At 63.2% G+C, this 21,231-nt stretch carries 17 protein-coding genes and 1 pseudogene; 9 read left to right on the top strand and 9 right to left on the bottom strand.

The features are described from left to right. Positions 1-105 precede the first annotated feature (105 nt). Complete coding sequence (locus OXI69_16295) at positions 106-1,356, bottom strand: MFS transporter (protein ID MDE2667704.1); 1,251 nt, start codon at positions 1,354-1,356, stop codon at positions 106-108. Between the two features lie 578 nt (positions 1,357-1,934). Here OXI69_16295 and OXI69_16300 point away from each other — a divergent pair. Next, complete coding sequence (locus OXI69_16300) at positions 1,935-3,440, top strand: alkaline phosphatase D family protein (protein MDE2667705.1); 1,506 nt, start codon at positions 1,935-1,937, stop codon at positions 3,438-3,440. Positions 3,441-3,446: 6 nt separating this feature from the next. On the opposite strand, the gene OXI69_16305 is transcribed toward OXI69_16300, so the two are convergent. The 3 genes from OXI69_16305 to OXI69_16315 all read right to left on the bottom strand — a co-directional run bounded on the left by OXI69_16305 (position 3,447) and on the right by OXI69_16315 (position 7,772). Next, the gene (locus OXI69_16305; GenBank protein ID MDE2667706.1) at positions 3,447-4,298 is read right to left on the bottom strand and encodes a phytanoyl-CoA dioxygenase family protein; all 852 of its coding nucleotides are present in this window, start codon (positions 4,296-4,298) and stop codon (positions 3,447-3,449) included. A gap of 108 nt (positions 4,299-4,406) precedes the next feature. Further along, complete coding sequence (locus OXI69_16310; GenBank protein MDE2667707.1) at positions 4,407-5,234, bottom strand: phytanoyl-CoA dioxygenase family protein; 828 nt, start codon at positions 5,232-5,234, stop codon at positions 4,407-4,409. A gap of 174 nt (positions 5,235-5,408) precedes the next feature. Next, on the bottom strand, positions 5,409-7,772 hold the full coding sequence (locus OXI69_16315; protein ID MDE2667708.1) for a response regulator: 2,364 nt from the start codon (positions 7,770-7,772) through the stop codon (positions 5,409-5,411). 804 nt (positions 7,773-8,576) lie between these two features. Here OXI69_16315 and OXI69_16320 point away from each other — a divergent pair. The 3 genes from OXI69_16320 to OXI69_16330 all read left to right on the top strand — a co-directional run bounded on the left by OXI69_16320 (position 8,577) and on the right by OXI69_16330 (position 9,600). Beyond that, complete coding sequence (locus tag OXI69_16320; protein ID MDE2667709.1) at positions 8,577-8,882, top strand: hypothetical protein; 306 nt, start codon at positions 8,577-8,579, stop codon at positions 8,880-8,882. Positions 8,883-8,985: 103 nt separating this feature from the next. After that, complete coding sequence (locus OXI69_16325) at positions 8,986-9,201, top strand: hypothetical protein (protein ID MDE2667710.1); 216 nt, start codon at positions 8,986-8,988, stop codon at positions 9,199-9,201. A 105-nt stretch (positions 9,202-9,306) separates the two neighbouring features. Next, positions 9,307-9,600, top strand: coding sequence for a hypothetical protein (locus OXI69_16330; protein MDE2667711.1), 294 nt, complete (start codon positions 9,307-9,309; stop codon positions 9,598-9,600). 222 nt (positions 9,601-9,822) lie between these two features. Here OXI69_16330 and OXI69_16335 read toward each other — a convergent pair whose 3' ends face one another. From OXI69_16335 to OXI69_16345, 3 genes are all read right to left on the bottom strand, one after another. After that, positions 9,823-10,989, bottom strand: a complete 1,167-nt coding sequence (locus OXI69_16335) for a lactonase family protein (GenBank protein ID MDE2667712.1) — start codon at positions 10,987-10,989, stop codon at positions 9,823-9,825. After that, complete coding sequence (locus OXI69_16340; protein MDE2667713.1) at positions 10,986-12,131, bottom strand: membrane dipeptidase; 1,146 nt, start codon at positions 12,129-12,131, stop codon at positions 10,986-10,988. Before OXI69_16340 ends, OXI69_16335 begins: the two co-directional genes overlap by 4 nt. Before the next feature lie 77 nt (positions 12,132-12,208). Beyond that, positions 12,209-13,189, bottom strand: a complete 981-nt coding sequence (locus tag OXI69_16345) for a hypothetical protein (protein MDE2667714.1) — start codon at positions 13,187-13,189, stop codon at positions 12,209-12,211. 256 nt (positions 13,190-13,445) lie between these two features. On the opposite strand from OXI69_16345, the gene OXI69_16350 reads away from it, so the two are divergent. From OXI69_16350 to OXI69_16370, 5 genes are all read left to right on the top strand, one after another. Next, positions 13,446-15,353 carry a hypothetical protein gene (locus OXI69_16350; protein ID MDE2667715.1) on the top strand — a complete coding sequence of 636 codons (1,908 nt, stop codon included), beginning with the start codon at positions 13,446-13,448 and terminating at the stop codon, positions 15,351-15,353. Between the two features lie 7 nt (positions 15,354-15,360). Continuing rightward, positions 15,361-17,934: a DUF1553 domain-containing protein gene (locus tag OXI69_16355; GenBank protein ID MDE2667716.1), complete on the top strand. Its 2,574-nt coding sequence runs from the start codon at positions 15,361-15,363 to the stop codon at positions 17,932-17,934. A 76-nt stretch (positions 17,935-18,010) separates the two neighbouring features. Next, the gene (locus OXI69_16360; GenBank protein ID MDE2667717.1) at positions 18,011-18,277 is read left to right on the top strand and encodes a DUF433 domain-containing protein; all 267 of its coding nucleotides are present in this window, start codon (positions 18,011-18,013) and stop codon (positions 18,275-18,277) included. Continuing rightward, positions 18,216-18,536, top strand: coding sequence for a DUF5615 family PIN-like protein (locus tag OXI69_16365; GenBank protein MDE2667718.1), 321 nt, complete (start codon positions 18,216-18,218; stop codon positions 18,534-18,536). Before OXI69_16360 ends, OXI69_16365 begins: the two co-directional genes overlap by 62 nt. A 12-nt stretch (positions 18,537-18,548) precedes the next feature. Continuing rightward, on the top strand, positions 18,549-19,889 hold the full coding sequence (locus OXI69_16370) for a DUF1501 domain-containing protein (GenBank protein ID MDE2667719.1): 1,341 nt from the start codon (positions 18,549-18,551) through the stop codon (positions 19,887-19,889). 83 nt (positions 19,890-19,972) lie between these two features. Here the strand turns inward: OXI69_16370 and OXI69_16375 are convergent, their stop codons facing one another. After that, entirely contained in the window at positions 19,973-20,965 is a 993-nt protein-coding gene (locus OXI69_16375) for a cache domain-containing protein (GenBank protein MDE2667720.1), read from the bottom strand. A 102-nt stretch (positions 20,966-21,067) separates the two neighbouring features. Then, positions 21,068-21,229 (bottom strand): annotated as a pseudogene (locus tag OXI69_16380) (DUF86 domain-containing protein). Positions 21,230-21,231: the final 2 nt, after the last annotated feature.

Consider the following 21,231-nt stretch of genomic DNA (forward strand, 5'->3'; position numbering starts at 1 on the left):
CCCTATTCACCGCATCAATGAGTTTTTCTTCGTGAGTCTTCTTGGTTTTCGTGTCCCTTCGCGGATATCTCTTTTTGCGGCTTGTCGGTCTGAGACGAAGCCCCGCTAGGAACTGGAAGATTGCGGTGCCCGGGTCCGTTTTCCCAGTCCGGTCACGGCCGCGATCAGGCCGAAAGCCAGGAAACCGCAGGCGGCTACGCTCAGCGCCAGCCGGAAATCGCCGGTAAGGTCGGCCAGCCTGCCGGTTCCCTTGAGTAGTGCGAAGCCGATCAGCTCGCCGACCAGCATGCCGCCGGCCACGATGGAGCCGAATTCGGCCATGGACTCCGAGGAGATTTCGCTGACCAGCACCGGGTATTCGGCGGCAAACATCATGCTGGCCAGGGTATAGAGAATCGGCACCGAGACGGCCGGTCCGAACCAGAGGGTCAGGATGATGGTGGTTCCGCCCAGCGGTCCCGCCAGGCACAGAATGCCCCGGTGCCACTTCCCCTCGGGCCAGAAGGACAGCAGGGTCCGGGTGGCCACGTAGGCCACGCCGTGGCCGGCAACCGCCGTGGCCGGCGGCAGGGGTAGCCGTGTGAACTGGCTGGCCATGAACATGGGCAGGAAGGTGTAGAGGGTGGTGTCGGCGGCGGCGTGCAGGGAAAGCATCAGCACGATGGCCAGGGAACGAAGACGCAGCAGTTGGCTGACCCGGATGCCGTGGGGTTTTTCCAGCTCGCCCCGGGACTCCTTCAGCTTGGCCAGGCTCAACAGTAATCCTCCCAGCAGCAGCGCTCCCCCGCAAATGGCGAACGGGGTCTGGAAAATGGTGGCGAAAGCGGCATCCCCACGCTCGTCCGACCACTTCAACAACTCATGGGCCAGCAGCGGAGTCAGGATGGAAGGCGCCGCCGAAGCCACCAGCATGAGTGAGAAGATGCGCCGCTTGCGATCCGGGAAAAGCGAAATCAGGAATGCCGGGATGGCAACGCCGGAGAGCCCCAGGAAAAAGCCTATGGCCGGCATGGACACACGGAAGGCCGGCAGGGTTCCTCCGACTCCCAGGATCAGGAAGGCAATTCCGGCCCCCACCGCTGCCAGTTCCGTCGCCCGCCGAACTCCCAGACGGGCCAGCAGCGGGCCGATGGTCAACAGGGCCGGGATGCGGCCCAGACCTCGACTGCCGAACAGCGTCCCGAACTGCTCGGCGTTGATGGCGAAGTATTCCCTGATACGGGTTCCGTAGACCAGAAGCATGGCCTGACTGGAGGGCAGGGCCACCAGGCCGAGCACCAACAGGGCCAGGTTTCGCCGGCGGGCGGCCGCTTTGCCGGTAGCGTCAGGGGACGGGAGGCTGTCGCCGTCTGTCATTCTTGGCTCTCCAGGAGGAAAACGATCGAGGAAGGGTTGATTCTCCAGAACCCGGCAGGCGGAGTCAACCGGTTAGCCGAGCCACCGTCCTGTCCGGGGCGGTTGCTCTTCTTGATTGGAACTTATTTATGAGTGGTCCAAAAGTGACATTTACGAAGGGGCAGGAAGAACCACGAATAAACACGAATTGACACCAATTGTCCAATCGTTTGGTTCCATTTTGAACATCGATGCACAGGATGAATAGGACGTGAGGTTCCGGCACCGCAAGTCGGCGCGGCGATGATCCGTTGCGGGCCTGCAGATGCCCAGGACTACAGGATTCAGGATTCCCGAATAAATTCCCAAAAAAATCCTGTGCATCCTGTGCATCGATGTGAATAACTCATTCAAATGATTCCCGGGATTCCAGGACGCCAGACTCCCAAGAGCCATCCTGTATGACCTGGCCAACCATGTGAATTATCCCTGTAAATCACGAGACGGGCGAGGCACTTCCATCCGTGAAGACTATTTCCCAATCCAGGTATAATTCGGGATGGCAGGTTCAGCCGGGTTTCGTCCGAAAGGGGTTCATCATGCGATCCAGACCATTGGGCAACACCATCACGGTCCTTCTCTTTTTGACTGTCGGCACCCTTTCCGCGGCAGACGTCCACAACGGACAGGGGGAAATGGCGGGTGAAGTCACCGAAACCAGTGTGATTTTGCAATCCCGCTTGACCCGGAGCACCGCGCTGGTCGACGGAGATCTCGCCGGTACCCCCGGGGTCGCCCGTTTCGAGCTGTCGGCGGCCGAGGATTTTTCCGATCCCAGGGTGACCGAGTGGCTGTCCGCGTTGCCCGCGAACGACTATATCGTCAAGACCCGGATCTCGGGATTGACTCCGGCAACCCGCTACTACTACCGGCTGCGCTACGGTGTCGATCAGGAAAATACCAAACTCGGTCTCGTCGCCACCTTCAGGACCCTGGCCGGACGGGAGAGGAGCGCGGTGGTGAGCTTTGTGGTGGTGACGGGGATGAACTACGCCTTCTTCCAGGACGGCGCTCCCCAGTTTCAGCGTCCCAAGTACGAAGGCCACGACAAGCCCCTGGGCTATCCGGCCCTGGCCACCATCCTGCGCATGAAGCCCGACTTCTTTGTGGGAACCGGAGACAACGTCTACTACGACCACCCGGCCGACTCCCGCGCCCGAACCCGGGCCGAGCTGCGGAAGAAATGGCACGAGCAGTTCGTGCAGCCTCGGTATATTCAGCTATTCCGACAGGTTCCGACTTACTGGGAGAAGGATGACCACGACCACCGCTTCAACGACTCCGATCCCCACACGCCCGTGCAGGGCTACCACGCCTGGGTGGAAGACAAGGAGAATCCGGAGCTGGCCCGACAGCCCTCCAACGCCCTGGGCATCGAAATCTTTCGGGAGCAGGTGCCGGTGGTGGACCCGGCGGACAAGGAGGCGGTGACCTACCGCACCCACCGGATCAGTCGGGAACTCCAGATCTGGCTGGTTGAGGGCCGCGACTACCGCAGCCCCAACGGTATGGAGGACGGTCCGGCCAAGACCCTGTGGGGGAAGGAGCAGATCGCCTGGTTGAAGCGGACGCTGCTGGAGTCGGACGCCCCCTTCAAGATCCTGATCTCACCCACGGCCCTGGTGGGCCCCGACGGCGCCACCAAGCGGGACAGCCACGTCAACATCGGCGGTTTTCAGCACGAGGCCGGGAAGTTCTTCGGATGGCTGGACCGGAATCGTCCGGTCAAGAGGAATTTCTATCTCATTTGCGGCGACCGCCACTGGCAATATCATGCCGTCCATCCCGGTGGCGTGGAGGAGTTCGCCTGCGGAGCCCTCTGCGACGCCAACGCCTTCGCGGCCATTTCACCCGGCGACCCCAACTCGACCGATCCCGAGGGCAGGATTATCCACAAGTACACCCAGCGGGGGCAGTCCGGCGGCTTCCTGCGGGTGCGGGTCCATCCGCCGGCCGCAGACAGGGCGGCTCAGGCCGAGTTCGCCTTCTACGACGAACTGGGAGCGCTGCTCTACCGGACCCTCAAGTCTGCCCAAGGGCCATAAGAACAGTCAGACCATTTTCTTCTGAGAGCCGGCGGGGTGGTAGTAGGGGGCCAACAGCAGGTGGGACTTGACCGGGTCGGCCTGGGTGCGCCGCAGCAGATCCGGCGAGAATTCACAGCCGGGCCAGTTCTCCATGTAGGAGGGGCCGTACTGGAACTCCAACCAGGATTGGCTTTCCAGGCGGGGCGGCCTCAGGGCATGAGAGACGTTCTCGGTGAAAATCACCGCCGAGCCGGCCGTCAGGGGCAGGTCCTGCAAGGGAGGAACCTTGTCCAGCTCCCGGTCGGCATAGGGATGGGGCAGGTGGCTCTTGTGGCTGCCGGGGATCAGGCAGAAGGCTCCGTTTCCCTCATTGGCGTCGTCCAGCGCAATCAGGCAGGTCACCAGCAGGCAACGGAACTCTCCCTCGGGACCGCAACGGTAGCGCGCGTATCGGCGCGGGTCGGCCTTTCCGCCCTGAGTCAGGCGGCCGCGGCTTCCCACCCCTCGAATCCTTACCCGGGAAGCAATCAGCCGAAACTGCCTTCTCCATATGAGTGCCTGCAGGTGGCGCAGCACGGGCCGCAGGGCCATGGCGTCTTCCAGGACACCCCCGGCTTCGATGATGTTGAGCAGTTCGGCCTCGGAGCCGTCCCCCTGTCGCCGGGTGACCCCGCCGGAGGACGTCCGAGCCAGGGTCTCGAGGCGTTGTCGCGCCTGCTCGACCCGGCTAGGACTCAGCACTTCCGGCAGGAGGGCGTATCCGGCGATATCGAAAAAGTGCTGCTCTTCCAACGAGAGCAGTTGGCGGTCGCTTCCGGTCTGAAGGTCGAAGACGTCTTCCTCGGTGGGGGGGCGTTGGATTGGAGTCGTGTCCACGGCTGAAAGGTGCTCTTTCCGGAGGGGCCGCCGCCTGCCCGCCAGGTATCCGGGCGACGCGGTCCGGCAGCGGTGTTGCCTTACCGGCGCGACCTCGCCCGCCTGGACTCATACGGTGACAAGGTCGGCGGGTGCGTTTTCGAACGGCGCCGGTCCCTGGACCAGCTCCAGACGGCGCGGATTGGCCCGCGACTCAAAGCCGGGGGCCACCTCGGTCAACCGGCCCCAGGCGCACTGAAAGGCAGGGGCATAGGAATAGAACAGGGTTCGGCGCACTCTGGAGCCCCGGTTCTCCACGGCTCCGTGGGACAGGTCCTCGGAAAAGAGCACGGCGTCTCCCGCCTCGCAGGGCAGAGGCCGCACCAGCGGATGGGCAGGATCGGGAATCTGTCCCACCAGCGGGTTGCGAAAGTGACTCTTGTGGCTTCCCGGGATGACGGCAAAGCAGCCGTCCTCCACGCCCACGTCGGTCAGGGCAAAGGATATCTTGATGCTGGCGCAGCGAAAAACTTCCTGCTCAAAGGCATATTCGCTGTAGGGCAGCATCTCGGCGTAGCCGTGGTGGAAAACGAATCCTCCACCGCCCCGGCGCGACATGAAGCTGGCCGCGTCAAGCCGCATGGGTACCCCGATGGTCTCTTCCAGGTAGGGAAGGGTAGCGGGCCAGTCGATCAACTCCTCGAAGGGGCCGCCGCAGGGAAGGATGTTGCCGGAGTAGTCCGCCAGGCCCTGTTGCGGCTCCGGACCCACCTGCGCATAGACGTTGTCCTGCTGGTACTTCCGGGGCAGGTTGCGGGCCTCCACCTCCTGGTCGCTCAGGGTCTCCAGCCGGTCGATGCTCTCGTTCATGGCAGCCAGAACCGGCGGCGGCAGGACCTTCCTCAGCACCAGGTAGCCGTTGAGATCGAACAGATACCGCTCTTCCGCAGTCACCATGCCCACCCCCTATGACAGGACCTTGCGGGCCTCATGGTAGCAGATAGCCGGCGGCGTCGCCAACGCCCCATGGACTTGTCCCGGCGCCACCCCGGCGGAGGCGGGCCGGGCTGAGCAGATCCGGGCCCTGTCGTGGACCCAAGTTCCGGATCCTCTTCTCACCGGAGTCGTCCCTCACAGATCGTTCGGTCTGGCCATGCGGTAGCCGACCCGGCGTACGGTGAAGATATAGGAGCAGTTGGACGGGTCATCGCCGAGCTTGCGGCGGAGCCTCTTCACGTAGGTACGAACCAGTTGAGGATCGCCGAATGCGCGTCTGCCCCACACCTTGCGCAGCAGCGAATCGTAGCTGAGGACCCGTCCCGCGTTGACCGAAAGTGCCCTGAGCAGATCGAATTCGGTCGCCGTCAGCTCCAGAGGTTTACTGCTCACTGTGACCCGGCGTCCCTCGTAGTCGATGGCCAGGTCTCCCAGCCTGAAAGGTTCGGACGGCGCTGCAAATCTGCGCAGGACCGCCTGGACTCTGGCTACCAGTTCCGTCGGCGAGAAGGGCTTGACGATGTAATCGGCGGCTCCCATCTGCAAGGCCTTGGCGATCGTCTCGTCCCTTCCATATCCGGAGATGAAGATGACCGGCAGGTCGGCCATGGCCGGAAGCTCCTCCATCAGTTGGATGCCATCGGTTCCGGGCAGCATCAAGTCGAGCAGGACCAATTGGGGTTTCTTCGTCTCGATCAGGTGGGACACCTTCCGTGGGTCGCCCGTCATGAGCGGCGAGTAGCCCACGGCCGAGAGGGCGTCCCGAACGTAGCGGAGGGTCAGCGGGTCGTCGTCCACCACCAGGATGCGATTTTCCTCCGGTCCTTGCCGGGGCAGAGGAGAGGTGCCTCCGGCAAAGCCGGTAGCAGCGCGCCCTCCGGCCTGCTCGGCCAAGGGAATGGTGAAAGTAAAGCGCGTGCCCAGGCCTGCTCCGCCGCTCTCGGCCCTGATGCGGCCCCCGTGGGCTTCCACCAACCCCTTGCAGATGGCCAACCCCAGGCCCGAACCCCTGATCCCGGCATCTTGGTCTCCCAGGCGCGCGTACTTGCGGAACAGGTGAGGCAACTGCTCGCGCGAAATGCCCCGGCCTTCATCGGAGACCGAGACCGCCACGTAAACCCCATCCTGCGCGGCTGCGACCCGGATGGGGGAGGTCTCGGGAGAGTACCTCGAGGCATTGGCAAAGAGGTTGTTCAGAACCTGGACGATGCGATGCTGGTCGGCCTTAACCGGGGGCAGGTCCGGAGGCAGGTCGATCAGGATGGTGTGCCTGCCGCCTCCGCTCAGGAAAGTGTTCCTGGCCTGGTCCACCAGGTCGGCTACCTCGGCCGGCTCCGGAATGACCGACAGAGTGCCCGCCTCGATGCGCCCGGCGTCCAGCAGGTCGCTGATCAAGCCCCGCATATGATCGGCCTGTTCTTCGATGATGCGGTAAAACTGCAGCATCTCGGCCAGGTCCGGGGCTGGAGAAGCGTCCAGAACGGTAGTGGCCGAACCCTTGATGGAGGTCAGCGGCGCCCGCAGTTCGTGACTAACCAAGCTCAGGAATTCGGCCCGTGACCGCTCCAGCTCCTCCAGCGGCGCCATGTCCTGCAGGGTGACGACTACCGACTCGATCACGCCATCCGCGGAACGGATCGGCGTGGCGTTGATCAGCGTGGTGACGCTCCGGCCGCCGGGCACCTCGACCACGATTTCCTCGGCGCGCACCGTGGTCGCGCTGCTCAGCACCTGTGCCAGGGGGAACTCTTCCAACGATATCTCGCGGCCGTCGGCGCGGCGGCACTTCACGATCTCCAGCAACCGCTCCGCGGAGTGTTCTTCCGGGCTCAGGCCCTCGACGATTCGCTTTGCCTCCTGATTGATCAATACCGGCTGGCCCGTCCTGGCATTGAAAACCGCCACGCCCACCGGCGAGGTATCGACCAGACCCTCCAGGTCGGCCCTGGCCCGATGCTCGTCACGGTAGGTGCGTGCGTTGGCGATCGCCGTCGCCGCTTGCGCCGCAAACAACACCAGTACCTCCTCGTCCTCGTCGGTGAACTCTAGTCCGCCTGACTTTCCACCCAGAAAGAAAGTGCCCACATGCGCGCCCTGGTGTCGGAGAGCCGTCGCCTGAACGGTCTTCGGTAATATCGGGAGCGGACAAATGCCCAGCGACCGGATGTAACTGTGCAGGTCGGTCAGTCTCAGCGAACCGTCAAGCTCCCGGAACTGTTCGCATACCCCCCGCCCGTCGGTCCAGTCCATCAGCTGGCGGTGCTCCTCTGGAGCAAAGCCGAAAGAGACGAAGTCCTCTGGCTGCCCCGACTCGCCGATCGTCGAGATCCCACCATAGACGGCACCGGTCAGTTCGCGGGCGCTTTCCACAACTTCTGTCAAGACGGTGTCGAGGTCGAGGCTTGCACTGATGCGCAGGCTGGCTGCGCTCAGTTTGGAGATGCGGTCCCGCAATTCCTGGATCTCCTGCATCAATTGGTTGGGACTCTTCGATTCCATATCCTCCTCCCAATCTGAAATCAAACGCGGTTCCGGACCGTTGCGCTCCGTCTCGAGGGAAGGACGGAAATCGAGACGGGACAAGTTGCACCAAGGGTAAATATGACGTCCAGATGGGTAAGTTCATAGTAATAACATACTTATAACATTACTATTCATAATATAGACATGTAAATACCTACATAATAGAGCATTGTTGCGGGTTTAGGTAACCATTGGAAGCACAGAGAGTGCAGCACCTTCAGATTTCAGGGGCCGCTCTCGAGTACCCACGCTCTGGCCCGGAGCGAGATCGTGTCCCTGCCGACTCGTGATTATCCCTGAGTGTCTCGAAACGTCACGACGAGGTCAAAAGACGGAGCGGCTTAAACCGGCCACGTCTCAAGGGACACAGGGCAATGGCCTGGGTTTGCTCATCGCCCGGCCTGACAAGGGCCAGGTCCGCCGGACGCGTAGCGGTCCCGCCATCGCAACTCTGCCGCTGCAGAAACCGGCGGGACGGTGGCAGTGAGCCAAGCCGTGCCAAGGGAAGCGAAGGCCCAACCGGTTTGCGATATGGCCGGCAACAAGCCGTCTATACGTTTTCTGATTGTTTGGGCGCTGCAGCTATCCACGCCGGATTGGCGAGGTGAATGGTCCGCCGACCGTCAATTCGGCGATTGAGTGCTGTCCCGAAAATCAGGAGAACCAGAAAGATTCGACCATACATTAGCCTGGTGTCTCTCCGGCATATGCAAGGCCAAGGGGAACTATCCGGGGCGCCATTCAGAGTAAAGCCAACTCCAAACAGAAGGATATAGCCTCATGGTCCCTCCCAGAGCAATCGGTAACTCTGCAAAGTTTGCGCAAGCATTGACCGAACTGGTGTTCGATGCAGCTACGGTCGCGACTCAAACCCTGGATCAAGGGCTTAGAGAGAGCCATATCAGGTTGGCTCAACTAGGGGGAAAACTTAGTGAGCACGACGCCAAATTCAAACAGGTTGCTGCTTCGCTCGATCGGATCGAGAAGAACCTCAGTATCGCCTTGAACGAGAAACTTCAGGAATTCAGGGTTCAAATCCTTGCGGACGTCAAACAGGCCTTGAAGACGACGTCCAAAGAGGATTAGCCCGGGGTTCTCATTCAGAGTTCACGGACAAGTCCCGCCCCCTCCCTGCCGGGCGCTTCATCGGAGGAAGGAACTGCCGATGGTTGTTGAAGATGAACCACGAATGGACTCAAAGACCGATGGACCTCCCTTGCTGCGACGACGTCACGGGATGAAGCCCACCCGGGAGCGCGGGCGTCTCGCCCGCAAGAGTCTTGGCACAGCCTCGGCCATCTCCTCCACCCGGTTCGGCCGGCAAGGGCGCCACGACTCTGCCTCGGCCGAGCCCATGCCGTTCCCGCCGGCAGGCTGTCTGGGTGCGGCATCGCAGGGAAACTGAGCGGCACCGAACGGGAGTGCATGCGGGCGGGACGCCCACGCTCCCGGGTGGGCCTGCTCGGCCGAAAAATCTCGAGGTCCACCTCACAAGCCCCAGGGATCGAACATGAATAGACTGAGCGTTCTCGGCGTTGTCCTCCCGATCGCCGCGGTGGTGGCAGGCAGCCCCGCCTGGGCCTGGTCCGCACAATCACCCGAACCGGACCCTGGCTACGCCTCGCCGGTTCAGCAGCAGGACCTGGCCCAGAAGATGGAGATTTGTACCGAGAGTCGAACCTGGAAGCGGCCAGCCAACGTACACGGGGTTCAGGCTACACTGGTCGGCGGCGGTAGCGCCGGTGGAATCGTCATTGTCGAGTGGTGGGAGTGGATCGATCTGCCCAAGGTCGGGACACCGTGATGGTCCAAATCGGGCTGGATGCGGAGGCATGAGCTTTCATCAAATCACTTTCGGTCCTTTTTCCATGCCAGCCCTGAAATAAACCCCTCTGTGCATTAGTCTCCTGCCAATCACTCCTTTCCATCGATTCCGGTCAGTCGACCAGGCCGGTCACCAGGCCAGAGACAGCCGGAAGCCCCCTTCAACAGACCACTCGGCAGGACGGCTGTGGGGTGACTGCCATCACTCTACACCCAGCGGCACCCAGCGGAGGCAGGAGGGGCTGGACAGCTCCAGCACCTGCCCCGTGGGCGTGAGTCTGCCGGTCTGGGAGTCGACGGCAAAGGTGACGACGGTGTTGCTTTCCCGGTTCAGTGCAATCAGCCACCTGCCGGTGGGGTCCAGGTTGAAGTTTCGCGGGTAGCTGCCCCGGGTAGGGGTGTAGTCGACGGCGCTCAGGCGGCCGCTGTCCGGGTCGATGGAGAACACGGCGATGGAGTCGTGCCCGCGATTGGACCCATAGAGGAACTTGCCCGTAGGGTGGACCACGATCTCGGCGGTCCAGGTCTCCCCCGGGAAGGATGCCGGAACCGTGGGAATCCGCTGAAGTTCCTCCAGGATCCCGCTCCGCTCGTCCCACTTCAGTGCCATCACCGCGTTTCCCGTCTCCTCGAGGATATAGCAGAACCGGCCGGAAGGATGAAAGGCCAGGTGGCGGGGGCCGCTGCCCGGCCGGAACGGGAATTCGGCGGGGTCGTGGCGCTGGAGCATTGCCCTGGCCGGGTCGACCCGGTAGAGGTGGACCTTGTGGGTGCCGACGTCGGGCACGATGAGGAAGCGGTCGTCCGGCGCGAAGTTGGCGGAATGGGGATGGGGCGCCTCGGCGCCGCGGTGCTGCATGATGCTGACCGTCTTACCCAGCCGGCCGTCTCCGAGCACCGGGTAGGAAGCCACGGTGCCGGTGACGTAGTTGGCCACGGCCAACATGCTGCCGTCGCCGGCGAGGCTGATGTGACAGGTGCCCCTGCCCTGGGCCGGCGCCCGGTTGAGCAGACTGAGCCCGCCGGTTGCCGGATCGATGGCATAGGCGCTGACCGTTCCGGGGCGGCCTCCCACCTCGTTGGTGGAGTAGAGGGTGCGCCGGTTGGGGTGGACGGCCAGGTAGGAGGGGTCCTCTGCTTCCAGGGCCAGGCGGATGGGGCTCAGCCTGCCGCTGGAGACCTCGAAGCGGCTGACATAAATGCCCTTGCCGCCGTGCTCCCCCCGGGTAAAGGTGCCGAAATAGGCCAGGTAGCGCTTGGAAGTCTCGGGTTGCATGGGGTCCGGCTGTTGGGGGTCGGAATTCCCGCAACCGCCCGCAAGGGCAGCCAGAAAAATGATACCGGCAGGGAAAAGGCGGCGCAATCTCATCTTCCTTCGGCAGGGTTGTCGGGACCGGCGTCCTGGGACTGGGGCAGGTGGGTTTCAAAGAACCGCTGCCAGTTGCGGTGCATGACGTTCTCGATGGCCTCGGTGGAATAGCCCCGCCGCTCCAGCACTTCCGCGACCTTCCGGTAGTCGGCCACGGTGTCGATTTCCGCCGGAGCCCCTCCGCTTCCGCCCTGGCCGTCGGTGTCCCCGCCGATGGCGGCATGGCGGCTGTTGCCCGCCAGTTGACAGACATGGTCGATGTGGTCGCAGTAGTCCTCCAGCGTCACCGCCTCCTTGGAGTAGACGCTGCGCCGGGGAGGAATGGGACCACCCCAGTCCAGCCCGGGCCGATACAGCATCCAGGTGTCCATGGAGGCTCCGATGACTCCGCCCCTCCCAATCACGGCTCGCAACTGGTCATCGGGGAACTGCCGCTCTCCGGGGACGATGGCCCGGCAGTTCTGGTGGCTGGCCAGCACCGGACCCCCGAACAGATCCAGGGCCTCCCGGACCGAAGCGTCGGAAGCGTGGGTGACGTCCAGGATCATTCCGGCCGAGTCCATCTCCCGCAAGAGGGCCTTGGCGGGCGGGAACAGGCCCCCTGAGGTCCCGGTGCCGGTGCCGTGGCAGTAGGTGCTGAGTCCGTAGTGGGAGAGGCTGATGACTCGAATTCCGTCCTGCCACCACCGGGTCATCTGACCGGTTTCCAGAATGGGGTCGGCTCCTTCCATGCCGAGGATGAATCCCACGGGCAGTTCGTCCTGAGACTCACTGTTCGACCACGACTGCAGGTGGTCGGAAATATCCGAACCCGTCCGCAGGATGCTGGCCGCGCCGCGCACCTCCAGCATCTGGTAGTAGGCCAGTTGAGCCCGGGCGGCGGCGTAGGTCACCTCGGGGCCACGGTATCCCCACAACGGGCTCCCGGACCGGTAGTGGCGGGCCACAACCTTGACCAGGGCCGCGGCGATACCGCCTCGGCGCATCTCCGGCAGGGAGGCCATGGTCTCGGCATCCGGTCGGCTCTTCTCGGCGAAGCGGTCGGGAGCGGTGCGCCTGACCTCCGGGAGGGGAAGGGTCAGGTCGCGATTCAGGTCCATGGCGCCAATGGCCATGGGGTAATCCCCGTCGATGATCAGCATGGTCAGCCTCCCTGCTTGTCAATCCGGGTTCGGAACCGGAAGGATCCGTCTCATGGCGTCAGTCCGGCCGGCAGGTCTCATCCTCCGCCAATCTGGGCGATCTCGTCCATCCAGACCACGCGTTCGGCCGTGGAATCGAAGTTGGGTGTCTGCTGTCCTACTCCCGACCAGTACCCTTGCCTGGATTGCAGCCGGATCAGATTGTCGCCGATCCTGAGGGCCATGGCCCGATATTTTTCCTCTCCTGTGATGCGGAACAGCAGGGAAGCGGCCCAGCCCACCTTGCCGGCCCGGATCAGTCGGAAGAGCTCGTCACTGGCCCCTTCAGCGAACCGCATGTATTCAATGGCCAGGTTCAGCCACTGCCTCTCTTGAGTGACCTGGAACAGCCGGCAGAGGAAGCCGGCGGCGATTCCCGGGTTGAAGAAGGCCTGGTCGGTGCGGGAGTCCGCCGCCACCACATGCCTTAGAGCTTCATCCGGTTCGAACGTGGTATGCAGACCGTTCAGTCTGCTGTAGACGGTGTACAACCGCTTCGGAAAATCCGGCTGCGCCTCCATCAGGTTCTTCAACCAGCCCGCGGCCCCGAAGGCCTCCTCGGTCCTGCCCATGGACAGACAGGCCAGTCCGCACAGGCTCACCACCATCAGGTCCTGCCTGGTCTCCGGAGTGCGCTCGGTGGGGTCTGAAAAAAAGCCTCCGGTCTCCTCGTCGTTAAACCTCAACAGGAAGTGGACTCCCCGCGTGGCAAGGTCGAGCTGCCCCAGCCTCTGTGCTCCCAGGATGACCCAGGCGTTGAAATAGGCGCAGGAGTAACCGGAGGCCGCTTCTTTCCTGGGCCCGAAATCGCCCCCGGGAGTCATTCCCCGGGTGCGAATCCACTGGCAGAGGCGGTTGGCGGCGTCGTTGTGGCCGCAGACCTGAAAGGCGGTAAGGACCTTGTAGTAGTCGTCCAGCGCCGGCAGGCTCCGGGGAAATTCTCCCCGGATGCCCTGATGGCGCAGCAGAAAGGCGCATCCGCGGTCTCTGGCCTGCTTGAATCGGGGAGCGGGGTCCATGGTTTTCTCCGCTTGGGTCCGCCGACAGGGTAGACCCTCTTTGAAAGAGTATCAATGGATTTCGGAGGCGGGGGGAGGTGGAGTTGACCATGGAGCCTTTTGCAAATGGCCTCGCTGCCCGCACCAGGCAGGTCGAACCAACCGTTTCTCTGTCGAACCCCCATCGGAGATGGTACCCTTGTTTCTGAGACAGGACACCCGGATCGGTTCACCGATCGGGTGGCCCCCGCCGGCCTTCCAAGATCGAGGAATCGTCGTGGCCCTTTCCTGCAGAACCACCGGCCCCTTGAGCCGGGGATGGATGGTCACCGGCCTGCTGGTCCTGCTTCAGCCCCTCCCCTGTCCGGCCGAGGCCGACTCTTCCGGTCCGCCCGAAATCCTTTCGATGTTTCCCTTGGGAGGTCGTCCTGGAGAGGAGTTTCAGGGGACTCTCAGGGGGCGTGGGCTGGAGGGAGCCCGCGAGCTCTGGTTCGACTCCGGTGGAATCGCTGCGACCGTGCTCGGCCTCCGAAACGAGGAGGGGCCCAAGCCCGAAGAGACGCCCCAGTCGGACGCCGGGGCCAAGCCGGTGCAGTTGCTCGACCTGCGGATTCAGGTGGATCCGGGCGCCCGACCGGGTCCCCGCAGCCTGAGGGCGATCACTCCTCGCGGCCTTTCCCCTCCCCTGACCTTTCACGTGCACGCCGAGCCCGGCCATCTGGAGAGGCGTCCTTCTCACGATCTGGCCTCCGAGGCCGAGCCCTTGCCCGAGTGGCCCGTGGCGGTTCACGGGAACATCGGGCAGCCTGCCGAGGTGGACTACTACGCCTTCAGCGTTGCCGAGGGAGAGCGGTTGCGGTTCGAGGTGCGCTCGCTGGCGCTCTCGGATATGGCCATTACGCTCTATGAGCCCGACGGGAGCTGGTTCAGCCCCGACCGCGCCCGCAGGCTGGCTTTCAGCGACGAGCCGGTGTCCTATCCCGAGTTGAGCACTGAGCCTGTCCTGAGGTACCGGTTCGGGGAGGCCGGCCGATACCTGGTTCGGATCAGCGGCTTTATGGGGGAGGGCGGTCCCGATCACCCCTACCTTCTGCGGATCGCCAGGGATTCGGACGAGGAGAACGGGAAGGCATCCGGTTCGGCCTCCATCGGCTCGGGCGGGGAACTCTGGCAGGAACGAAGCTGGACTCGGGAGCTTCGAACCGATCGAATGGAAGCGCTGCGGGCGCGAACGGCATCGCCGCCACGGCCTCGGTCCGATCGGGAGCCGGCTGCGGGGGGACAGGCCGGAACGCGGGAGCTCCCGGCGCCGGAGTCCATTCCGCTCATCGAACTGGATGGAGCCACGGACGAAGCCTCGAAGGCGATGGTGGTTACGCTGCCGGCGCTGCTGGCAGGGACCATCGAGCATCCGGGCGATATCGACCGGGTGCGGTTTGCGGCCAAGGTGGGTGACCGCGTTGCCCTGGAGATCCAGACTCCCCGCGCCACGGTGCCGGTCTTCAACCCCTACCTCAAGATGGTGGATGCCGAGGGCGCCGAAGTCCTGACCAACGTGCACTCCATATTGAATGCCAACACCGAGATCGAGAAGCAGATCCGACCCAAGGTCATTCACTCCTTCCCCCGGGCGGGAGAATTCACACTGGAGATCCGTGACATCACGGCGGCCTTCGGCGGTCCCTCGATGGCCTACCGAGTCCTGATCCGTCCCCAGGTGCCTCACATGGGCCAGATCCACGTGGAGGAGGACCATTTGAACCTGGTCGCCGGCACGGCCACTCCACTGAGCCTGGTCGCAGACGAGGAGGAACACTTCGAGGGCAGCATCGCCTTGAGCCTGGCGGGGTTGCCGTCGGGCGTGACGGCGGTGGCGGGCACCCGGGCGGAGCCCGATGCTCCTCCCGCGGTCAACGAGGGTCGCAAGGAGCGCTACGTTTCCCGGAGCCGGAAAGCGACCCTGGTGTTGGTGGCAGCGGCCGACGCCCCACCCACGCCGGTCCCGGTCCCGGTGACGGTGATGGCTCAACCGGTGGAAGATGGACGCATGGGCCGCATGACTCCGGTGAAGGATCTGCTGTTGATGGTGGTGGCTCCGGCCCCAACCTCCACCCGGGCGGCGTTGAAGCCGGTTGAAAAGAATGGCCCGGAAAGAGATAATAGGCGGGTGTCCCCTGATCGATAGAGATGCGATGCGCAAGCATGCCCCTTGCCTTTCCCGGCCCCTGATAGTTTCGGCCCTGACTGCCGGGATTCTGCTGATCCCTGCGCTCCAGTCCACGGCAGGTGCCGAGCCTTCTGCGTTGGACCCCCTCTCCCTGCGCCTGACGCCGGAAATGACCACCCTGAGGTGGAAGGGCGCTTCCCAGCAGTTCTCGGTGGTGGCCACCCTTGCCGGGGGGCGCAAAAAGGACGTGACCGCCCGGGCCCGCTTCTCCCTGGCCGATCCCGCGGTGGCCCGACTCGGTTCGGCCGGTCGGGTGATGGCGGCAGGGGACGGGGAGACCACCCTGAAGGTGACTGTCGGGTCCTTGAAAGCCAGGGCCACCGTGGCTGTCATCGATTCGGCCCGTCCTCCTCCATTCAGCTTCGAAAGAGAGATCGGCGCCATCCTCACCCGCCGCGGCTGCAACGACATTGCCTGCCACGCCGGGGTCAAGGGCCAGGGCGGCTTCAGGCTTTCCATCAACGCCGCGCACCCCCGTCGGGACTACGATTGGATCGTCAAGGGCGGCGTCTACCAGGTATTGACCGACGAGCCCGGCGAGCCCATCGTTCCTCGCGTTGACACCGAGGCGCCCGAACGCAGCCTGCTGCTGAGGAAACCCGCCCTGGAGGTTGCCCACGGGGGCGGGCTGCGGCTGGAGAAGGGCTCGGAGGACTACCGGGCGATCCTGGACTGGATCGGCCGGGGAGCACCTTTCCGTGAGGGAAACGGTGTGGCCCGGCCCAAGGTGGAAGGACTGGAGGTGTTTCCCCGGGAAGGGTTGCTGCAGGAGGGAGGGAGCCGCCAGTTGATCGTGACGGCCTTGCTCTCCGACGGCACCCGGGAGGACTTGACCCACCGGGTGCGCTTCGAATCCAAGCAGCAGGAAGTGGCCGAACTGGACGGACAGGGCTTGGTGCGGGCTCTCAATCCCGGCGAGTCCAATATCCTGGTCCGCGGCGCCGGTTACGAAGTGCAATCCAGGATTGGCGTGGTTGCCGAGTGGATTCCCGACTATCCGGAGCTTCCCCGCGTCAACTTCATCGATGACGAGGTCTTGGCCAAGCTCAGAAAGTTCAACATCCTTCCCTCCCCGCTGTCCGGCGATGCCGAGTTCCTGCGCAGGGTCTGCCTGGATCTCACCGGTCGCATTCCGCCCGCCGGCCGTGTGCGGGAGTTTCTGGCCGACTCCGATCCCCGAAAGAGAGAGAAGCTGATCGAGGTCTTGCTCGACTCCCCCGAGTTCGTGGACTACTGGACCTTCCGCTTGGCCGATCTGTTCCGGGTGGCCGTCTTTCCGGTGGGGATCAATCCCAAGTGGAGCCAGTCCTACTGGGAATGGATACGGGACGCCGTGGCCCGCAACCGACCCTACGACCGGGTGGCCGAGGAGCGGATCGCCGCTCAGGGATACAGTCCCGCCTCCAGGCACTATCTCCCCTACCTGGTGCTGCCTCCTCCCGAAAACATGATGGGTGAGGAGGTTCGTGTCTTCATGGGACGGCGCCTGGATTGCGCCCAGTGCCACGACCATCCCTACGAGCAATGGACCCAGGATCAGTTCTGGGGCATGGCGGCCTTTTTCGGGTCCATGTTCAGGCTCGGCGCCAATCCGGAGTCGGTGGTCTTCGACAGTCCCGACGGCCGCGAGGTGGCTGCCGACGTTCCCAGTCCCACCGAGTTGCGGGTCCTCCACCCCCGTACCGGCCAGGAGGTGGCGCCCACCCTGCTGAACGGCACGCGGGTATCCTTCAGTGGCCCCGGCTTTCCCCGGGGCGAGCTGGCCAGGTGGATCACCTCCCACGCCTATTTCGCCGAGGCCTCCGTCAATCGTTTCTGGAGTTACTTCTTTGGACGAGGGATCGTGGATCCGGTGGACGACTTCCGCAGCAACAACCCACCCACCCATCCGGAGTTGCTGCGCCGATTGGCAGAAGACTTTGCCCGCAACGGCTACGACCTCAGGCACCTGTTCCGCCGGATCGTCAACTCCCGGACCTACCAGTTGTCGAGCGCCGTCAACCACACCAACCGGGCCGACCGCCTCAACTACTCCCGAGCCCTGAGCCGTCCCCTGGACGCGGAGATCCTGCTGGATGCCATCTGCGACGTGACCGGGGTCCCCGAGACTTTTGGCAACTGGCTTCACAAGAAGAAGGGAAAAGGCGGGCCCCCCAGGGGAACGCGCGCCGTCCAGCTCAAGGAAACGGACATCTATCAGTCCATCTTCCTGGATACCTTCGGGCGTCCCAACCGGTTCTCCATTCCGGAGCGGGACGTCAAGTCCAACCTGACCCAGGCCCTGCACCTGCTGGTGGGATCGACCTACAACGACAAGCTCTGGACCGAGGGGGCTCGGGTCTATGAACTGTTTCAGCGGGAAGCCTCGGATGCGGAGATTGTCGAGGAGCTTTATCTGGCGGCCTTCTCGCGGTTCCCGGCTCCGGAGGAGATCGAGGAACTGGAGCGTTTGATTGCGCACACCCCCAGCCGGGAGCAGGCCCTCAGGGATCTGCAGTGGGCGCTGATCACTTCGCGGGAGTTTGCGGAGAATCATTGACGGATCGAGGTTGGAAGAGATGGCAGCGTTACTGGAGGATCCCATGACACCAGCCAGCAAAACAATTCCTGCGTCCATGGAAGGTGTATTTCACAGCAAGAAAGGCTTCGTGAGCGGCACGCCGATTTTTGTCGGGACCCGTGTGCCCCTCAAGAACCTGTTTGACTATCTGGCGGGAGGGCACAATCTGGACGTGTTTCTGCATGATTTTCCAGGCGTGACCCGCGAGCAGGCGGTAAGGGTGCTTGATATGGCTAGTGAGGTGTTGGAGAGCGTCGCATATGAGACTGTTGCTCGACGAACAGGTGCCGAGGCGGCTAAAAAGGTCATTCGCTGGACATAACGTTCAGACTGTCAGGGAGATGGGATGGAGTGGAAAGAGCAATGGAGAACTTCTGGCGTTGGCCAGGGATAAGTTCGATGCGTTCATTACACTGGACCGAAAACTGGAATATCAGCAAAATATAACCGAAAAGGACATCCCAATATTCGTACTCATCACGAGAAGAAATAACATAGAATATCTTCAGCCGTTGGTTCCAAAAGTGCTCCGAGCTCTGAACGATCCGAAGCGCGGAGAGGTCGTCCATATTGAAGCCTGATGACATAACGCCATGCTGAAAAAAATGGGCTGTTTATCTGCCACCCGGGAGCAGTGGAACCGGCGGGAGTTTATCGGTGTCGGGTCCCTGGGATTTCTGGGCATCCACCTGAGCCAGGCCCTGCGGCTGGAAGCGGCCCTGGCCGATTCTGCCCGCCCCAACCCCGGGAAAGCCAAGGCCTGCATTCTGGTGTGGCTGGACGGCGGTCCCAGCCAGGTGGACACCTGGGATCCCAAGCCCAACAGCTCCTTTCGACCCATTCCCACCAATGTGGCCGGCATTCAGATTTCGGAGCTTCTTCCCCGTCTGGCCAAGCGGATGGACAAGCTGGCCATCGTCCGCTCCATCAAGTCCTTCGGCAACGACCATCCCCAGGCGGTGCACTACTCCGCCACCGGACACCTGCACAACCCCGCCATGCAGTTCCCGGCCCTGGGGGCGATCGTGGCCAAGGAACTGGGGCCGCGGAACAATATGCCTCCCTACGTGATTGCGCCTCGTTGGGAAAAGAGCACCCAGTACCAGGATTACTTCAAGTCGGCCTTTCTGGGACCGGACTATGCTCCCATGACTATTCCCGATCCCTCCAAGGACGACTACCAGGTCCCGAATCTGAGCCTGCCCAAGTCGCTCATGCCGGCGGTGGTGGACAACCGCCGATCCTTTCTCCAGGCGGTGGACCGGCTCTACCGCCATCGGGTGGAGAGCCTGGAGCATTCGCGGATGGATGCCTTCCTGGAGAAGGCCTGGGACATGATCCTGACTCCGAGCGTGGGAGCCGCCTTCGATCTCTCCAAGGAATCGACCCAGACCCGGGAGGCCTACGGACTGGATTCGGTGGGCCAGAGCCTGTTGCTGGCCCGGCGCCTGGTGGAGGCCGGAACCCGTTTCGTGACCGCGGCCGGCTATCACGGGAACTCCTGGGACACCCACCGGGCCAACGACAAGGGACACCGCGACCGCCTGACCCCACCCTTGGACCGGGCGCTGTCGGCGCTTCTGGATGACCTCAGCCAGCGCGGGCTCTACGAGTCCACCCTGGTGGTGGCCATGGGCGAGTTCGGTCGAACCCCCCACATCAATCCCGATTTTGGCCGGGATCACTGGCCGGGCTGCTGGTCTTTGGTCCTGGGTGGCGGGGGCCTGCAGACGGGCCAGGTGGTGGGGAAGAGCGACGAGCAGGGAGCCGTGATCGTGGAGCGGCCCATCAGCATCGGGGACCTGTTCGCCACCGTCTACAAGGCCATGGGGATCGACTGGCACAAGGAGTACATGACCCCCGTCGGACGTCCCATCAAGATCGCCAATTCCTTCGACGACCTCACCGGTCAACCCATCTCCGAGCTGATCTGAGATTGTCTTGCCGGCGGTTCCAACCGGCCGGGCGCAGCAGTGCGCCCTGCTGGCGGCGCTCCCCCGCCCGCACTCACCCTGTTTCAGTCCAGGTAATAGCCGGCGCCGATGAGCACCGGCACTCCGAAGGAGGTGACCCTCTTGACCAAGGTCACCTTGCGCTGCCACCGGTTGGTGGCCGGATTGTGGTTGGAGTAGTAGAGGAAGGTCTCGCCGAAGGCATCGGCGGCCGCCAGAACGTTACGGCCCATAAAGCTGTCGATGTAAATGGAGGACAACTCGGACCCGATGATGGGATTTGCCGGGGAGCCGCTGAAGAAGGTATAGCCGTAGGTGTCCAGGCCGAACAGGTATATGGAGCCGCTACGCCAACGGGGATCGTTGGCCAGGCTGACCGAGGCGAAATACCCCTTCGTATCCAGCTCCATGGCGGCGCAGCGGACAAACTCCTGCAGCCGCGCCTCGGAAGGGTCGGCGTCGAGCATGGCGGCGTTGACCTCCTCGCTCCGGCAGGTGCCGGGCAGGTCGCGCCGGTAGATCCCCGCCCCGATCGCGGCCGGGATGCCCTCCCAGTCGATCTTCTTGAAATAGGAAGCCTTCGGCTCAGTCTCCCCCGTTACCGGGTTGGTAAAGGCGTAGTAGATCCACCCCCCGCCGAAGTTCGACCCGATACGATGGAATTCCGACATGAGGTCGTTGCCGAAGTCGTCCATCAGAAACCCCCACGGCCTCCCTTCCATGGACGGGTCGGGCGGCTGAACGAACGCGCGGGACGCCCCCGGCACCGGTGTGAGTTCGGCGACGAAGACATAGGTGGAGCCGCTCTTCCAACGCTCGTCCTCATGGAAGGCGCGCTGTGCCTCTTCAAAGCCCATCTCCTGGACATACTCGTAGGCGCACTGAATGAAGACCTCGGCATCCTTCGGTGTCCGGACAGCCCTGGCTGCGACGGACTGATCCGCGCAAGTCAGAGGCCCCGGATAGCTGATGAGAGTCTGGGCGGCCCCTGTGAGGGGAATCAATAACAGTGTGAGGAGCCGAAGCGATCTTATTCGACCGAGCATGGTACGTTTCATCACGAACGTCCTCCTTATAATCAAGTACTTGGCAGTGAGTTAAAGCGATAGCAAGAAAGATCTGGTCGGGTTGAAGTCAGAGGTCGATGCTTGGGGGCGGCACTATCTGGCCTCGGGTGGAACCAGTGGCTCCAATTGGGTGATTAGAACCGGAAGGTGGTTGCGCACCGTGTCCCAAACAAGCGGCAGATCTATGTCGAAATAGACATGAACGAGGCGATTGCGCATGCCGATGATCTCCGGCCACGGGATTGACCGATGCGCTT

The sequence above is a fragment of the Acidobacteriota bacterium genome (assembly GCA_028875575.1).
Taxonomy (GTDB): Bacteria; Acidobacteriota; Terriglobia; order Versatilivoradales; family Versatilivoraceae; genus Versatilivorator.

Coding starts and splice junctions, on each gene's coding strand:
- OXI69_16360 (MDE2667717.1), top strand. CDS start 18,011: ATGGAAGGTGTATTTCACAGCAAGAAAGGCTTCGTGAGCGGCACGCCG.
- OXI69_16375 (MDE2667720.1), bottom strand. CDS start 20,965: ATGAAACGTACCATGCTCGGTCGAATAAGATCGCTTCGGCTCCTCACA.
- OXI69_16345 (MDE2667714.1), bottom strand. CDS start 13,189: ATGGACCCCGCTCCCCGATTCAAGCAGGCCAGAGACCGCGGATGCGCC.
- OXI69_16365 (MDE2667718.1), top strand. CDS start 18,216: ATGAGACTGTTGCTCGACGAACAGGTGCCGAGGCGGCTAAAAAGGTCA.
- OXI69_16355 (MDE2667716.1), top strand. CDS start 15,361: ATGCGCAAGCATGCCCCTTGCCTTTCCCGGCCCCTGATAGTTTCGGCC.
- OXI69_16370 (MDE2667719.1), top strand. CDS start 18,549: ATGCTGAAAAAAATGGGCTGTTTATCTGCCACCCGGGAGCAGTGGAAC.
- OXI69_16335 (MDE2667712.1), bottom strand. CDS start 10,989: ATGAGATTGCGCCGCCTTTTCCCTGCCGGTATCATTTTTCTGGCTGCC.
- OXI69_16325 (MDE2667710.1), top strand. CDS start 8,986: ATGGACTCAAAGACCGATGGACCTCCCTTGCTGCGACGACGTCACGGG.
- OXI69_16320 (MDE2667709.1), top strand. CDS start 8,577: ATGGTCCCTCCCAGAGCAATCGGTAACTCTGCAAAGTTTGCGCAAGCA.
- OXI69_16340 (MDE2667713.1), bottom strand. CDS start 12,131: ATGCTGATCATCGACGGGGATTACCCCATGGCCATTGGCGCCATGGAC.
- OXI69_16310 (MDE2667707.1), bottom strand. CDS start 5,234: ATGGTGACTGCGGAAGAGCGGTATCTGTTCGATCTCAACGGCTACCTG.
- OXI69_16330 (MDE2667711.1), top strand. CDS start 9,307: ATGAATAGACTGAGCGTTCTCGGCGTTGTCCTCCCGATCGCCGCGGTG.
- OXI69_16300 (MDE2667705.1), top strand. CDS start 1,935: ATGCGATCCAGACCATTGGGCAACACCATCACGGTCCTTCTCTTTTTG.
- OXI69_16315 (MDE2667708.1), bottom strand. CDS start 7,772: ATGGAATCGAAGAGTCCCAACCAATTGATGCAGGAGATCCAGGAATTG.
- OXI69_16295 (MDE2667704.1), bottom strand. CDS start 1,356: ATGACAGACGGCGACAGCCTCCCGTCCCCTGACGCTACCGGCAAAGCG.